The following is a 15,367-nucleotide window of genomic DNA, read 5'->3' on the forward strand; positions in this document are numbered from 1 at the left end:
TCAGAGTGCCGTGCTCTCCCTCGGCTGCAGCCGCAGGTGCTCCGCCCCGCCGAGCGCGCCGATCTGGTTGTCGTAGACCGGGCGGGCGAGGTCCGTGAGAAGGGCGTCGTGGATGTCGTAGGCGCGCTGCGGCTTGACCTCACGGACGTAGTCGATGACCTCGGAGATCTTGCTCCAGGGGGCCATGACGGGCAGCATCAGCGTCTCGACGGCGTGGTCGGGGACGGTGAGGGCGTCACCGGGGTGGAAGATCCGGCCGCCGTCGACGAGGTAGCCGACGTTGGTGATGCGCGGGATGTCCGGGTGGATCACGGCGTGCAGTTCGCCGTGCACCTGGACGTCGAAGCCGGCGGCGGTGAAGGTGTCGCCGTGGCCGACGGTGTGCACGCGGCCCGGGAAGGCGGTCGAGATCTTCTCGGCGACCGACTTCAGCGTCCAGATCTCCGCGGCCGGGTTGGCGTCCAGGGCCGTCCGCAACCGCTCCTCGCTGAAGTGGTCAAGGTGTTCGTGCGTGACGAGGATCGCGTCCGCGCCGAGGGCGGCGTCCTCCTCGCTGAAGGCCCCGGGGTCGAGGACGAGCGTCTGTCCGTCCTTCTCGAGACGGACACAGGAGTGCGACATCTTCGTGAGCTTCATGGGTCCATCCTGCCCCTGGGCGAAGCGCCCGGCTCACTCGGTGGGGGTGGTCTCCTCGCGGATCACCTGCTGGGCCACCTTGAACGCGCTGTTGGCCGCCGGGACACCGCAGTACACGGCCGCCTGGAGGAGCACCTCCTTGATCTCGGACGGGGTGAGGCCGTTGCGCAGGGCGGCCCGGGTGTGGAAGGCGAGCTCGTCCAGATGTCCGCCCGCGACCAGCGCGGTGAGGGTGACGCAGCTGCGCGAGCGGCGGTCGAGGCCGGGCCGGTCCCAGATCTCGCCCCAGGCGTAGCGGGTGATGAACTCCTGGAAGTCACCGGAGAACTCGTCGGCCTGAGCGAGCGCCCGGTCCACGTGCGCGTCGCCGAGTACCTCACGGCGCACCTTGATGCCGGCGTCGTACGGGTCGGGACGGGTCCCCGACTGGGGGGCGGGGGCGGCCGGGGCGATCTCGGCGATCGCCACCGGTTGCGGCGGCGCGGCCGTCAGGACCGCCTGGAGCGGGGTCGCGGGGATCGCGGTCTGGCCGGTGGCCGAGTCGAAGGCGGGCTGCCAGGCGGTGGAGAAGTGTCTGACCAGCAGGTCGGTGACGGCCGCGGGCTGCTCGACCGGCACCAGGTGGGAGGCGCCGGGCACGACGGCGAGCCGGGCGTCCGGAATGCCCGCGACCAGGGTGCGGGCCTCGGCGGGGCCGGTGACCTGGTCGTCGGAGCCGACGAGGACGAGGGTCGGCACACCGACCCTCGCGAGGTCGGCCCGCACGTCGAACGCGGCGAGCGCCTCGCAGGCCGCGATGTAGCAGCCCGGGTCGGTGGTGCGCACCATCTGCACGGCCCACTCGGTGATCGCGGGCTGGGCGGCGGCGAAGCCGGAGGTGAACCAGCGCTCGGGCGATGTGCGGGCGATGGGATCGAGCCCGTTCGTCCGTACGATCACCCCGCGCTGGCGGAACTCGTCGGCCGTGCCGAAGCGGGGCGAGGCGGCGATCAGCGCGAGTGAGGCGAGCCGCTCCGGGTGGCGCAGCGCCAGCTCCATGCCGACCGCGCCGCCCAGCGCGCAGCCCGCGTAGCCGAAGCGCTGGATGCCGAACTGGTCGAGCGTGGCGAGCAGCCGGTCGGTGAGATCGCGGACCGAGCCCGCCGGGTAGGCGGGCGCGCCGCCGTGCCCCGGCAGGTCGAACCGGAAGATGCGCCACTGCTTGACCAGCTCCGGGACCTGGCGGTCCCACATGTGCCACGTGGTCCCGAGCGACGGGCCCAGGATGAGGACGGGGGCGTCTTCCGGGCCGTCGAAGCGGTACTGGAGGGCGGGGGTCTTCGTCTCACTCACGGCCCCCACGCTAACCGCCTTTTCTTACGTTTCGGACCCTGGGCCCCCGCTCCTCACACGTGGCTCCCGAACATCACCGCCGCACTCTCACACGGCCTTCACCCGGTGCCGGGATGCGGCGTCCGAGAGACGGCTCGGGGCCCGTGGGGGTCGAGGCAATGCCCTCACCCGCCGCGTCGAACTCGCCCGAGGAGGCTCCTGCCACGTGCGACAGCGGTCAGCTTCGGGCGGTTCAGAGGTCGGTCGGTGTGCCCAGGCCCGTGAGGGCGCCTACCGGGTCCAGGTCGGGGGTGCCGCGGGGCCACCAGTCGTCGCGGCCCGGTTCGGACTCGTAGGCGTACCACAGGCCGTCGCGGCCGAGGCGGAGTTGGATGTGGCCGCGGGGATGGGTGAGGTGATTGTGCCAGGGGCGGAAGGCGGGGAGGTCGGCGGCGAGGAGGAGGGGCCGCGCGCGGTCGAAGCGGCCGGCCGGTGGGTCCCAGGGTTCTTCGAGGACGGCGAGTCCTTCGATCCCGCCCTGTCTCCAGGCGGCGACCGCGCGGGCCAGATCGGCCGGGGTGCGGTCGGTGGCGGCGGCGAGGGAGGCGTAGAGAGCTCGGGTGCCGGCGGTGAGGCCGGAACCGGGGCGGGCGGCGGCGAGGCGTACCGCGTCCTGCCACAGGGTGAGTTCACCCACCGGGTCGCGACCGGTGCCGAGCAGAGCGTGGGCGCGGGCGGCGGCGTCGGTGGCCAGCTGGTCCAGGGCGAAGGGGTCGGGGCCGCCCGGGGACGCGGGGTAGGCCGGGGGCTGCTCGGGGTGCGCGGGGGCGGGCAACGGCGCCGGAAGCGGCGGGAGTCGGCGAGGCGCGAGGGCTTCACTGGCCCGTACGCCGGGCAGGGGCGCCGGTTCCTGTTCCTGTGCGGCACGGGCCGCGCGGGCGGCGCTGAGGCGGGACAGGGCGTCCAGCAGCTCCCGTTCGCCCCGGCCGCGCAGCAGGAGCAGGACGAAGGGATCGGCGTCGAGCAGGCGTGCCGTCTGGTAGCAGAGGGCGGCGGCGTGCTTGCAGGGGTGACCGCGGTCGGGGCAGCTGCATTGCGGTTCGAGATCGCCCGGGCCCGGGAGCAACGGCACTCCGCACTCGGCCAGCGCCTGAGGCATCTCCTTGTCGAGGAGTGCGGCGATGTGTCCGGTCCGGTCGGCGGCGAGGTCCAGGAACCGGTCCCAGTCGGCTTCGCCGAGCGTCCGCAACCGCACCTGCACGCGGTACGGCCGGGGGCGGCTCCCCTGCACATAGGCGAGCACCAGCCCCGGCGTCACGGTGATCGCGTCCACATGCCCCTGCTCGGCATAACTCCGGCCCCGCGCAAGCCGCTTGGCGTCCAGCGCGCCCTCCTCCAGCGCGGAGACCCAGGCGTTGCCCCACCAGGTGGCGGCGAACCGGGCGTCCTCGTCGGTCCGGGGCGCAAAGGCGGGGAAGGTGCGACGCAGGTCGTTGTCCCGGTTGGGGGCGGCCATGGAGTGGGGGCGGTGTGCGGAGGCAGGGGTGGGTGCGGGTGCGGCTGCCGGGTGGAGCCGGTTCTCGTCGGCGCCGGTGTCCGTGAAGGCGTCGCCGGGCGGATACGACGGAGCCGGGCCGACTCGGTCGCCGGTGCTCGGAGAGCTGTCGTCGGCAGCGGGTGGCCGTGGAACGGAACTCCCCTCCCGCATACCGTCGTTGTCCTCGGGCTCCTCCCCCGGCAGGGCCGCGTCGTCGGGCATCCGGAACGCGTCGGCCAGTAGCTCCCGTACATCACGCGCCCGGGCAGCGGCGGCCGGCCGCGGTGCGGGGCTTCGGTCCCGGGATGCTGACGGGGCGGTGCGACGTGACCGACCCGCGAGTGCGGCCTCGGCGGCCGCTGCGGCCGCCCGCCGCTTGCGTGCCGCACGCAGCGCTTCCCGGGCGGCATCCGCAGGGCGCGCCTCGGGACCCCCGGGCGCGGCGTCGTGGCCGGCCGGGGCGGGCGGAGCCGGCTCGGCGACTCGATGCATTTCCCCAGCCGGGGGGCCGGCGGAAGCCTCGGAGGGGGCGCCCGCGTCACGTTGACCTGTGTCGACGTCCGCATCCGCACTCGGGGCACGCCGGGCCGCGACGGCTCCCCGTAGGGCCGCGCGGGCCGCGTCACCTGGCCGAGACTCGGGCGGGACCGGGTCGGGCACGGCGTTTCCGGGCGCCGCGAGCGCCGGGTCCTGGCCGCCATGCGTCCCGGGCTCATCGGCATCTGCGTTCGCCCGGTGAGTCGCGCTCTCGGCCGCCGAGCGGTTCGCCCCCTCGGCCACGGGGCCGTCGGCGTCCTTCGCCGTAGGCCCGCCGGCCCCCTCGCCCGCAAGGCCCCCCGCACCCCGCGCCGCCGAACTACCGACAGCCTCGACAGCCAGGCCCCCCGTCCCCTGCGCCGATGAGCTGCCCGTCTCCTGCGCGTCAACGCCGTCCGCCCCGGTGGCCGTCTGCCCGCCCGCGTCCTCCGTCCCCTCCCGGGTCGCCCGCTCCCGTGCCGCCCGCAGGGCACGGCGGGCCTCGTCGGCGGGGCCGGGGGTCATGACGGCCTCCGGAGGGAGACCAGGTCGGACAGGTCGCGGTCGGTGAGTTCCGTGAGGGCGGACTCGCCGGAGCCGAGGATCGCGTCGGCGAGGGCGCGCTTGGACTCGAGCATCTCGGCGATGCGGTCCTCCACGGTGCCCTCGGTGATGAGGCGGTGGACCTGGACGGGCTGGGTCTGGCCGATGCGGTACGCGCGGTCGGTGGCCTGTTCCTCGACGGCCGGGTTCCACCAGCGGTCGAAGTGCACGACATGGCCCGCGCGGGTGAGATTGAGGCCGGTGCCCGCCGCCCGCAACGACAGGACGAGGACCGGAATCGCACCGCTCTGGAAGCGGTCCACCATGCGCTCACGCTCCGGCACCGGCGTACCGCCGTGCAGCAGGTCCACCGGGACCGCACGGGCGGCGAGGTGGGCGGTGATCAGACGGGCCATCCCCACGTACTGCGTGAAGACGAGCGCGGAGCCGTCCTCGGCCAGCAGGGTGTCCAACAGCTCGTCCAGCAGGGCCAGTTTGCCCGAGCGGGCGACCAGCCGCTCGCCGGCCGTCGCCGGGACCTCCTCCTTCAGATACAGCGCGGGGTGGTCGCAGATCTGCTTCAGCGCCCCCAGCAACTTCAGCACCAGGCCCCTGCGCGCGATGCCCTCAGCCGTCTCGATCGCCAGCATCGACTCGCGCACCACCGCCTCGTACAGCGAGGCCTGTTCGCGTGTGAGGGGGACCGGATGGTCCGTCTCCGTCTTGGGCGGCAGCTCGGGGACGATGCCGGGGTCGGACTTCTTGCGGCGCAGGAGGAAGGGCCGCACCAGCCTCGCCAGCCTGGTCACCGCCTCCTCGTCCTCGCCGTTCTCCACCGCGCGCGCGTGCCGGGCGCGGAAGGACTTCAGAGGGCCGAGGAGTCCGGGGGTCGTCCAGTCGAGCAGCGCCCACAGTTCGGAGAGGTTGTTCTCGACCGGCGTGCCGGTCAGGGCCACGCGCGCGGGCGACGGGATCGTGCGCAGGGCCTTCGCGGTCGCCGAGTACGGGTTCTTCACGTGCTGGGCCTCGTCCGCCACGACCATGCCCCAGCGCTGCTCGGCCAGCCTCGCCGCCGCCGCCCGCATGGTGCCGTACGTGGTGAGGACGAAGCCGCCGTCGAGGTCGTCCAGGCTGCGGTCCGTGCCGTGGAACCGGCGGACCGGGACGCCGGGTGCGAACCGGGTGATCTCCCGCTGCCAGTTGCCCAGGAGCGAGGCCGGGCAGACGACGAGGGTCGGCTCGCGGCGCGCCCGGCGCAGGTGCAGGGCGATGACGGTGATCGTCTTGCCGAGTCCCATGTCGTCGGCGAGACAGCCGCCGAGGCCCAGCGAGGTCATGAGGTCCAGCCAGGCCAGGCCGCGGAGTTGGTAGTCGCGGAGGGTGGCGTGCAGGCCCGGAGGTGGTTCGGCGGGGTGGACGCCGGTCGTCAGGCGGTCGCGCAGGGCGGCGAGCGTGCCGACCGGGACCGCCTCCACCGTCTCGCCGTCGACCTCGGCGCTGCCGCTGAGGGCGACGGAGAGCGCGTCGACCGGGTCGAGCAGGCCCAGTTCACGCTTGCGCGCCTTGCGCACGAGGGCGGGGTCCACCAGCACCCACTGGTCCCTGAGGCGTACGACGGGGCGGTGGGCCTCGGCCAGCGCGTCCATCTCGGCCTCGCTGAGCGGGTCGCCGCCGAGCGCCAACTGCCAGCGGAACTGAAGGAGTTCCTCGCTCTCGAAGAATCCGGTGCCGTCGGTCGCCGAGCCCGGCGCGGGTCGTACCACCGCCGCCGCGGTGAGGTCCTGCGCGAGGTCCCGCGGCCAGTGCACCGCGACCCCGGCAGCCGCGAGCCGGGACGCCGCAACGCCGAGAAGGTCACCCAACTCCTCGTCGGACAGGGCCAGTACATCGGGTACGTCCTGCTCCGAGAGCCGGTCCAGGGGCGGCCACACCCGGGCGGCGCGCCGCACCGCGAGGGCCGCGTCGACGCGTGCGCGTGGTCCGAAGACGGCGTCGGCGTCCCCCGCCCACAGGGCTGCCGCGTCGGCCACGAGGGTCGGGTCGGCGAGGCTGTGCACCTGGACGATCGCGGCGCCCGCGCTGCGCGCACCGTCGGCGTCGGCGTTGAACAGGTTGTACGCCGACAGGTCCAGGCGGAGCGAGATCCGCACTCCCGCGTCCATCCCGGCGGCGACCTCCGCGGCCCAGTCGTGGGCATGCGGCAGCCGCTGCGGGGCCCGGGCCGCGAAGGGCTTGCCGGAGGCGTGCGGTGCGGCGGGGGTGCGGGGCAGGGTGTCGGCGACCGCGTCCAGGAAGGAGCGCATCAGTGCTTCCGGTTCCGGCAGCCGGAGCGGGCCGGGGCCGGGCAGCGGGACCGCGTGGCCCTCGTGGGGCAGGGCGGCCGCGACGGCGCGGAGGTGGGCGATGTCGTCCGGGTCCAGCGGCCCGGCCCGCCAGGCGTCGTGGCCGGTGGCGGTGAGTCCGGGCAGCAGGCGGCCGCGGGCGGTCAGCCGCAGCGCGTGCAGGGCGGCCGCGCCCCAGCAGGCCGTGGCGGGATGGGCGGCGGGATCGCGCCGGGCCCGGACAAGGAGCGGCAGGGCCGCGCCGACCGGGAGCGAGAGGGCGGGGGCGGTGTGACGTCGGACTCCGGCTCCGTGCGGTCGTACGACAGTGAGCTCGGTGTGCTCGAGCGGCGCGGCGTCGGCCTCGGGGCTCGCGGCCGGCAGCGGCGCGCCCTCGGGATCCCAGAAGGCGATCCGCCCCTCACGGGGAAGTGGTGCGGGCAGGAAGACGGCTGCGAGCCGGACGGTAACGGCCGCCCCCTGCGGCTCGCCCGTGCGCTCGGCCACCACGGCACTGTCGCTCATACGCCCTGTCACCTCCCGCCCGCATGTCGGATCACTCGTCTTCGACTCTACGGGCGGGGTCTGACAATCGGCTCCGGCGACCGGGTCAGGGGACCGTGCGCGAGACGACGTACACCTTCGGGGCGTTCGGCACGGTCAAATTGACCATGACATCCTGCGTGGGCGCCGGGTCCTTCTGGGAGTGGGTCAGCCCCCACCAGGAGCGCGGTCCGTCGAACCGCCAGCCGCTGACCTTCTGGTCGCGTTCGCTGATGGAGATGTCGCCCTTCTTCAGGTCGGCGCGGCTGACACCCATGCCGGTGAGGAAGGCGGCCAGACCGGCGTCGGTCGTCCGGAACTGGACGTAGAGGCGGCTGGTCTTCCAGTTGTTGGTCTCGTAGGAGGCGACCAGGTCGGCGGGGTGCGGGACCGGCACCTGGTAGAGGCGGCGCTGGACCTTGGACGGCCAGTCGGGAGTGAGGCCCGTCGCCGAGTACTTCGCCTCCTTGTCCTTGCCGCTGTCCCGGCTCTGGTTGGCGGAGATCACCAGATAGCCGGCCGGGACGCCGATGAGCAGGCCGATGATGAGCAGCGTGATCGCCCGGCGGCGGATCATGTGACGGCGGTCCTCGGTGGGCCCGTCCGGTTCTCCGTGGGGAGCCGAGGTCTGGCGCGGAAGAGATGCCGTCATGCGGTGTCCCGGGACGTACGGCGGGCCTCCACGTACCGTTCGTAGCGCTCGTGCCGCTCCACCCGGCGCCGGTTGGCACGCCGGAAGCGGCGCGCGACCAGGCGGGCGAGGTCGGCGGCGCCCACCATGCCGGCCTCGGGGCCGAGCTGGGCGCGGGCGATGCGGGCCTCGGGGCGGTAGCCGCGGCCGGTGAGCTGGCGCTTGAAGGCGTCCCGCGCGGGGCCGATCAGCAGGTCGTCGGCCGCGCTGACGCCGCCGCCGATGACGAAGCAGGACGGGTCCAGGGCGGCAGCGAGGTTGGCGATGCCGACGCCGAGCCACTGGCCGATGTCCTGGAGCAGCTCGATGCACATCGCGTCGCCGTCGCGGGCCAGCTCGGTGATCATCGGACCGGTGATGTCGGCGATGTTGCCCTTGACGTGCTCGATGATCCCGTACGCCACCGGGGAGTCCGCGGCGGCCAGCTCCCTGGCCTCCCTGACGAGCGCGTTGCCGGAGCTGTACTGCTCCCAGCAGCCGCGGTTGCCGCACGGGCAGCGGTGGCCGCCGGGGACGACCTGCATGTGACCGAACTCGCCGGCGACACCGTACTTGCCGCGCTTGACCTGGCCGTCCTCCAGGATCGCGCCGCCGATGCCGGTGCCGAGCGTGATCATGACGAGGTGATCCTCGCCACGCCCCGCGCCGAAGCGCCACTCGGCCCAGGCGGCGGTGTTCGCGTCGTTGTCCACCAGGACGGGGACCGCGAGGCGGCCGGCGATGCGGTCGCGCAGCGGCTCGTTGCGCCAGGACAGGTGGGGGGCGAACAGCACGCGGTTGCGGTCGGCGTCGACCCAGCCGGCCGCGCCGATGCCGACCGCGTGCACGTCGTGGCGGTCGGACAGGTCCAGGACCAGTTCGACGATGGTGTCCTCGACGACCTTGGGGCTCTTGGACTTGTCCGGGGTCTCGGTGCGGACCTTCTCCAGGATGTTGCCGTCGGCGTCGACGACACCCGCCATGACTTTGGTGCCGCCGATGTCGATGCCCACCGTCGGCACGCGGGGTGCGGTCAGGTGTGAGCGGCGTTCCCTCGTGCCGACGGTCCGCAGGGCGGGGGCGCGGCGGGAGCCTATGGGGGCGCTGAAGTTGCCGTAGGTGCTCATCGGCCCCGATTCTGCCTCACCGTGTGTACGGGTGCTGTGCGGGGGAGCGAAGGGTAGGGCGCGCTTCATGCCGGGTGCGGGTGGTTCGTGGCTGGTCGCGCCGTTCCCCGCGTCCCTTCAGGGGCGCACCAGGAGCTGGAATTCGAAAGAGTAGCGAGTTGGGCGATATGTATGCGTGCCGTATTCGACCGCTCTGCCCGTGTCGTCGAAGGTCACTCGTTGCATGGTGAGGAGCGGGGCGCCCGCCTCCTCGGCCAGGCGTTCCGCCTCCGCCTGCGAGGCTGCTCTCGCGCCGATGGACTGGCGGGCGCTGTGCAGGGTGATGCCCGCCGCGCGCATCATGCGGTACAGGCCGGTGGCCTCCAGCTGGGCGGTGTCCAGGTCGAGGAGGGCTGGGGGCAGGTAGTTGCACAGGTACGCCATCGGCTCGCCGTGCGCGAGGCGCAGGCGTTCCACCCGGTGTACGTCGCTGCCCTCGGCGACGCCGAGCGCCGCGGCGATCTCGGCGGTGGCGGGGACGACGGTGTTGACGAGGACCTTGGTCGCGGGGCGCTGACCGGCCGCCTCAAGGTCGTCGTAGAGGCTGCTGAGCTCCAGCGGGCGCTTGACCTGGCTGTGTACGACCTGGGTGCCGACTCCGCGGCGCCGCACCAGCAGGCCTCTTGTCGACGAGCGACTGGATGGCCTGGCGCACGGTGGGCCGGGACAGGCCGAGCCGGGCGGCGAGCTCGATCTCGTTGCCCAGCAGGCTGCCGGGGGTGAGCGTTCCGTGCTCGATCGCGGCCTCCAACTGCTGGGACAGCTGGAAGTACAACGGCACCGGGCTGCTGCGGTCCACACTGAGCTCGAGCGTCACGGTCGGGTCCACTCCTGGTTTCGGCACGGGCCCGAGCGTAGCTCCGTGCGTTGTTGACGGGAAGTCGTGTAGTCAGATTGTCCGGACATACAGATTGACAGCAGGGGGTTCCCGACCACACTTTGTTCACATGCGCATCGGGGTCATTGGGACGGGCCGCATCGGCACCATTCATGCGAACACGCTCAGCCGCCATCGGGAGGTCGGTTCCTTAATCCTCACGGACGCGGACGGCGCACGGGCCCAGGAGCTCGCGCACCGCCTCGGGGAGACCGCTGCCCCGGGCGTCGACGAGATCTTCAAATGGGGGCGTGGACGCCGTGGTCATCACTACGGCGACCTCGGCCCATGCCGAGCTGATCGGCCGGGCGGCGCGCTCGGGACTGCCGGTGTTCTGCGAGAAGCCCATCGCACTCGACCTGCCCGGCACGCTGCACGCCATCGCCGAGGTGGAGACCGCCGGGACGATTCTCCAGATGGGCTTCCAGCGCCGCTTCGACGCGGGCTACACGGGCGCGCGTGAGGCGGTGCGCTCGGGACGGCTCGGACGGCTGCACACCGTGCGGGCACTGACCTCCGACCAGGCGCCGCCGCCGGTCGAATGGCTGCCGCTGTCCGGCGGGCTGTACCGGGACACCCTGATCCACGACTTCGACATCCTGCGCTGGGTGACCGGGCACGAGATCGTCGACGTGTACGCCGCCGGGTCCGACGCCGGTCCGCCGATGTTCCGGGCCGCGGGGGACGTCGACACCGCGGCGGTCCTGCTGACCCTCGACGACGGGACCCTCGCGACGGCCACGGCGACCCGGCTCAACGGGGCCGGGTACGACGTGCGCATGGAGCTCGCCGGGGAGCTGGACCAGGTGGTGGTGGGTCTGGACGACCGTACGCCCATCGCGTCCACCGAGCCCACGGGGCCGCCCGCGGCGGACAAGCCGTGGACGGGGTTCCTGGAGCGTTTCGGCCCGGCCTACGAGGCCGAGCTGGCCGCGTTCATCGAGGTGGTCCGGGGCGAGAGAGCGAACCCCTGCGACGGACGCGAGGCGTTGCAGGCGCTACGGGTCGCCGAGGCGTGCGAGGTGTCCCGGCACGAGCGCAGGGCCGTGCGGCTGGCGGAGATCCCGGGCGGCGCGAGCGCGTCCGCGTTCTGAACCCGGCACGCCCGACCGACCTCACTCCAGCACACCCACCAGCGGCCCCGCCGAGCCCTACCACCGCACCGGCAGGCTCCGCACTCCTCTGATCAGCATTCCCGGCAGCCACTCCCCCGCGGGCCCGGCGAGCGCGAGGGCCGGGGTGCGGTCCAGCAGGGTCCGGATCGCCGTGCCGGCCTCCAGGCGGGCCAGCGGGGCGCCCAGGCAGTAGTGGATTCCGTGGCCGAAAGCGAGGTGGCCGCGCGGGTCGCGGCGGATGTCGAAGCGGTTCGGTGCCGGGTAACGGGAGTCGTCGCGGTCGGCCGCGCTCAGGCAGATCATCACCGGGTCGCCCTTGGCTATGGCCCGTCCCGCTATCTCCAGGGGCTCGGCGGCGTACCGGAACGTCGCGTTCTCCACCGGGCCCTCGTAGCGCAGCGTCTCCTCGACCGCGCCGTCGATGAGGCTCATGTCGGCGCGCAGGGCGGCGAGTTGGTCCGGATGGGTGAGCAGCGCGTGCACGCCGTTGGTGATGAGGTTGACCGTGGTCTCGTGGCCCGCGATCAGCAGCAGGAAGGCCATGCCGCGCAGTTCCGACGGGGAGAGCCGGTCGCCGTCCTCGGCGGTGGTGCGGATGAGGTCGCCGAGCAGGTCGTCACTCGGTCCGGCGCACCGCTTGTCCTCGATGAGCTCCGTCAGATACTCACCGAGGCGCAGGACGGCGTCGTACGAACTCTCCGGGCTGGTGGGTGCCACGACCTCCGTGGACAGCTTCCGGAACTCCGTGCGGTCCATCTCGGGTACGCCGAGGAGCTCGCAGATGACGGTGATCGGCAGCGGGTAGGCGAGGGACTGCACCAGGTCGGCGCGGCCGTGCGGCAGCATCTCCTCGATCAGGCCGTCGGTGATCTCCTGGATCCTGGGCCGCAGTTGCTCGACCCGGCGCATGGTGAAGGCGCGGGAGACGAGCCCACGCAGCCGGGTGTGCTCGGGCGGGTCGCTGCCCAGCAGATGGCGGCCGATCAGTTCCTCGTCGTGGAACACCATGCCGATTCTGCGGCCGTCCTTGGACAGCCTCGGATCGGCGAGTGCCGCGCGCGCCTCCTCGTGTCCGACGACGAGCCAGGTCGAGTAGCCGGCGTCGGAGCCGGGCGGTCGCACCCGGTGCACGGGGCCGAGGCCGCGCAATTCGGCGTACACCGGGTGCGGGTCGGCACGGAACGCGTCGCCGTACTCCCCGAGATCGATCACTGCTTCGGTCATGGACTCCCCCTTCACCCTCTCAACGCCCCGTGACCGCGCCTAGTGCCCGTTCGGCTCGGATTCCGCGGACTGTTCCAGCAGTCCCGCGTCGTACGCCAACAGCGCGATCTGCACCCGGTTGTTGAGGTCGAGCTTGGCCAGCACGCGGGAGACGTGGGTCTTGACCGTGGCGACGCTCATGTAGAGGGCGGCGGCGATCTCGGCGTTGGACAGTCCCTGGCCGACGGCGACGGCGACCTCGCGTTCGCGGTCGTTGAGGGCGGCGACGCGCTCACGCGCGCGTGCCCGTCGGGTGTCGGCGGCGGAGCCGACCGCGTGCTCCATCAGCTGGCGGGTGACGGTGGGCGACAGGACGGGGTCGCCGGCCGCGACCCGGCGTACGGCGGCGAGGATCTCGGCGGGCGGAGTGTCCTTGAGGACGAAACCGGCGGCACCCGCGCGCAGGGCGCGCAGGACCTGCTCGTCGGCGTGGAAGGTGGTCAGGACGACGACCTGGGGGGCGTCGGGGCGGCCGCGCAGCCGTTCCGTGGCCGTGAGGCCGTCCACCGACGGCATTCTGATGTCCATGAGGACGACGTCCGGGCGGGTCCGGTCCACGGCCGCCTCGACCTCGGTGCCGTCCGCCGCCTCTCCGACGATCTCGATGTCCTCGGCGCCGCCCATCATCAGGGACAGACCGGCCCGCACGAGGGGGTCGTCGTCGACGAGGAGCACTCTGATCACAGTCATGGGCCTACGTAATCACGCGGAGGCAGGGCGCAATCACCCTTGTGGCCGGGCGAGTTGCGCTGCCGACGGCACCAGGGAACGTCACCCCCACGGCAGCCACGCCCGCACCTCGAACGCGCCGTCCGGCTCCGCCCCGTACTCCAGCCGGCCGCCGGCGAGCGTGGCGCGCTCGGTGAGGCCGATCAGGCCCTGGCCCGAGCCGGGGACGTGCGGCACCTCGCCCTCGGGCGCGGGGTTCTGCACGGTCACGACGAGGCCCTCGCCCGGGCCGCCGGTGACGGTGACCGTGACCTCCGTGCCGGGTGCGTGCTTGCGGGCGTTGGTGAGGCTCTCCTGGGCGATGCGGTAGGCGGTGCGGCCCACGGACGCGGGCACGGCGGCGGGGTCGGCCACGCGACTGTCGAGGATGACCTTCATGCCGGCCTCGCGGGACTCGGCGACCAGTGTGTCCAGCGCGGCGAGGGTCGGCTGGGGCCGGCCCGTGTCGTCGTGGTCCGCCGCCCGCAGCACCCCGATGATCTCCCTGAGGTCCTGGAGCGCCTCGTGCGCGCTCTCCCGGATGACGCCGGCCGCCCGCGCGACCTCCTCCTGGGGCGCGTCCGGCCGGAACTCCAGGGCACCCGCGTGGACGCTCAGCAGCGTCAGCCGGTGCGCGAGGACGTCGTGCATCTCGCGCGCGATGGCTTCGCGGGCGAGCCGCTGCGCCTGCTCGGCCCGCAGTCGCGCCTCGGTCTCGGCGCGCCGGGCGCGGTCACGCAGGCTGAACATGAGCTGCCGTTTGGCCCGCACCAGCAGGCCCCAGCCGACGATCGCGGCGACCAGCACCACGGAGAGGACGACCGAGACGAGGTAGGGCAGGTCCGCGTCGGGCCGCAGCCAGTAGGTGAGTGGGGCCACGGCGATGTTGATGCCGCCCACCCAGGCGACGTACCGCAAGGGGCGGTGCACGGCGAGGGTGAAGACGGCGATCATGCAGGCGCCGGAGGCGGTGTCCGAGAGCAGCCCGAGCGGGATCGTGGCCAGGGCGAGGCCGAGCGGCCGGCGGCGGCGCAGCCACACGGCGGCGCAGGCGAGCGCGCCGAGCAGCTGGTCGAGGGTGGCCGCGGCGTGGGACACATGGGGGTTGTTGCCCACCGCGTCCGCGGCGATCATGCCGATCAGGACGGCCAGGAGGAAGCAGGAGAAGTCGACGATCCAGTCGCGCGCGGTGCGCCGGGGCCGCCGTCCGGGCCGAACGGCGGACGGGTCGAACTCGTGGATCACCGCGGAGGGCAGCAACCAGCGTCGGCCGGGGAAGGCCGGAGGTTCGGGAACCGTCTCGTCACCGCTCACGGTCGACAAATCTACGCAGCGCGGGCCCGCCGCACCCGTCCGTGGACGGCATCCGCGACCAAAGTCGCGACACCGCAGACTTTCGGCGTGGGCGGTCCCGTGGTTCCGATGCTTTCGCGCTGGGAGGCTCGCCCCGCGGCCGATGTCCGTGGGGGGTCCGCGGGGCGAGGGTCCATCCATGAAGCAACTGCTGGAACTGCTCGGTTTTCTCGCCCTGGTGCAGGGCGGAATGGGTCTGCTGCACGAGTTCACCGACTGGCATGTCGGCCTCGTCCAGCGCATCGGTTTCCTCGACGGTTACGAGGTCTACGCGAGCGTCGCCCTGATCGTGCTGGCGTTCGCGCTGTTCGCCGCCGCCGAGAGCCGTCGGTCCGGCTGAACTCCGCCGGACCGTCGGCCGGTCGCACTGTTCTCCGGGCTGCCGGGTGGGGGGCTCAGCAGCCGTAGTCGACCAGGTCGAACGTGTCGTAGTGGTCGGCCGTGTAGTAGTCCTCCTGCGTCTTCTCACCGGTGACGATCCGGCGAGCTCCGCGCGTGGAGGATCCGGGCGTGATGACCGTGTACTCGTGGTAGTAGCCGGTCGATTGGCTCGGCAGGACGCCTTCGCGGTTCTGGAAGACGACGCCGTCCTGTGAGTAGGGGTAGGGGCCGCCCTGCTCGATGAGGTCCAGGGTGTCGTACGCCTGGGAGGGCAGATCGCTGTAGCAGATGCTGCCGACCGCGGCCGCCGCCGGGGTGGCGGTGACGGCGCCGCCGACCAGGAGAGCGGACAGGACGGCGGCAGCGGTGCCGATGCGAGTGATCCGTGGGGGGAATCTCATGCCCTCCATGATGACGCGCGTAGACA

General features: G+C 73.0%; 11 protein-coding genes and 2 pseudogenes. 2 read left to right on the top strand and 11 right to left on the bottom strand.

The window, feature by feature from the left end; translation table 11 throughout:
• From M2157_RS11085 to M2157_RS11115, 7 genes and pseudogenes are all read right to left on the bottom strand, one after another.
• Nucleotides 1-636 (bottom strand): MBL fold metallo-hydrolase, encoded by a 636-nt coding sequence (locus tag M2157_RS11085; protein ID WP_057608313.1) that lies wholly within the window; start codon nt 634-636, stop codon nt 1-3.
• Between the two features lie 33 nt (nt 637-669).
• Nucleotides 670-1,968, bottom strand: coding sequence for a 4-carboxymuconolactone decarboxylase (pcaC, locus tag M2157_RS11090; RefSeq protein WP_280861640.1), 1,299 nt, complete (start codon nt 1,966-1,968; stop codon nt 670-672).
• Nucleotides 1,969-2,200: 232 nt separating this feature from the next.
• On the bottom strand, nt 2,201-4,525 hold the full coding sequence (locus M2157_RS11095) for an SWIM zinc finger family protein (RefSeq protein ID WP_280865147.1): 2,325 nt from the start codon (nt 4,523-4,525) through the stop codon (nt 2,201-2,203).
• Nucleotides 4,522-7,389, bottom strand: coding sequence for a DEAD/DEAH box helicase (locus M2157_RS11100; protein WP_280865148.1), 2,868 nt, complete (start codon nt 7,387-7,389; stop codon nt 4,522-4,524). Before M2157_RS11100 ends, M2157_RS11095 begins: the two co-directional genes overlap by 4 nt.
• 85 nt (nt 7,390-7,474) lie before the next feature.
• The gene (locus tag M2157_RS11105; RefSeq protein ID WP_280865149.1) at nt 7,475-8,059 is read right to left on the bottom strand and encodes a sugar kinase; all 585 of its coding nucleotides are present in this window, start codon (nt 8,057-8,059) and stop codon (nt 7,475-7,477) included.
• Nucleotides 8,056-9,204, bottom strand: coding sequence for an ROK family glucokinase (locus M2157_RS11110; RefSeq protein WP_031051879.1), 1,149 nt, complete (start codon nt 9,202-9,204; stop codon nt 8,056-8,058). The genes M2157_RS11105 and M2157_RS11110 overlap by 4 nt, the downstream gene beginning before the upstream one ends.
• A gap of 117 nt (nt 9,205-9,321) precedes the next feature.
• Nucleotides 9,322-10,060 (bottom strand): annotated as a pseudogene (locus tag M2157_RS11115) (GntR family transcriptional regulator).
• A 130-nt stretch (nt 10,061-10,190) separates the two neighbouring features.
• Here M2157_RS11115 and M2157_RS11120 point away from each other — a divergent pair.
• Nucleotides 10,191-11,214 (top strand): annotated as a pseudogene (locus M2157_RS11120) (Gfo/Idh/MocA family oxidoreductase).
• 57 nt (nt 11,215-11,271) lie between these two features.
• Here the strand turns inward: M2157_RS11120 and M2157_RS11125 are convergent.
• The 3 genes from M2157_RS11125 to M2157_RS11135 form a co-directional block, all read right to left on the bottom strand.
• A complete protein-coding gene (locus M2157_RS11125) occupies nt 11,272-12,459 on the bottom strand; it encodes a cytochrome P450 (RefSeq protein WP_280865150.1) in 1,188 nt (395 codons plus the stop codon).
• Nucleotides 12,460-12,498: 39 nt separating this feature from the next.
• Nucleotides 12,499-13,188 carry a response regulator transcription factor gene (locus tag M2157_RS11130; RefSeq protein ID WP_280865151.1) on the bottom strand — a complete coding sequence of 230 codons (690 nt, stop codon included), beginning with the start codon at nt 13,186-13,188 and terminating at the stop codon, nt 12,499-12,501.
• Between the two features lie 81 nt (nt 13,189-13,269).
• Nucleotides 13,270-14,529 carry a histidine kinase gene (locus tag M2157_RS11135; RefSeq protein ID WP_280865152.1) on the bottom strand — a complete coding sequence of 420 codons (1,260 nt, stop codon included), beginning with the start codon at nt 14,527-14,529 and terminating at the stop codon, nt 13,270-13,272.
• Nucleotides 14,530-14,698: 169 nt separating this feature from the next.
• On the opposite strand from M2157_RS11135, the gene M2157_RS11140 reads away from it, so the two are divergent.
• The gene (locus M2157_RS11140; protein WP_280865153.1) at nt 14,699-14,899 is read left to right on the top strand and encodes a hypothetical protein; all 201 of its coding nucleotides are present in this window, start codon (nt 14,699-14,701) and stop codon (nt 14,897-14,899) included.
• Between the two features lie 55 nt (nt 14,900-14,954).
• Here the strand turns inward: M2157_RS11140 and M2157_RS11145 are convergent, their stop codons facing one another.
• Nucleotides 14,955-15,341, bottom strand: a complete 387-nt coding sequence (locus M2157_RS11145) for a ribonuclease domain-containing protein (RefSeq protein WP_280865154.1) — start codon at nt 15,339-15,341, stop codon at nt 14,955-14,957.
• Nucleotides 15,342-15,367 lie beyond the last annotated feature (26 nt).

It is taken from the genome of Streptomyces sp. SAI-127 (assembly GCF_029894425.1).
Lineage (GTDB): Bacteria > Actinomycetota > Actinomycetes > Streptomycetales > Streptomycetaceae > Streptomyces.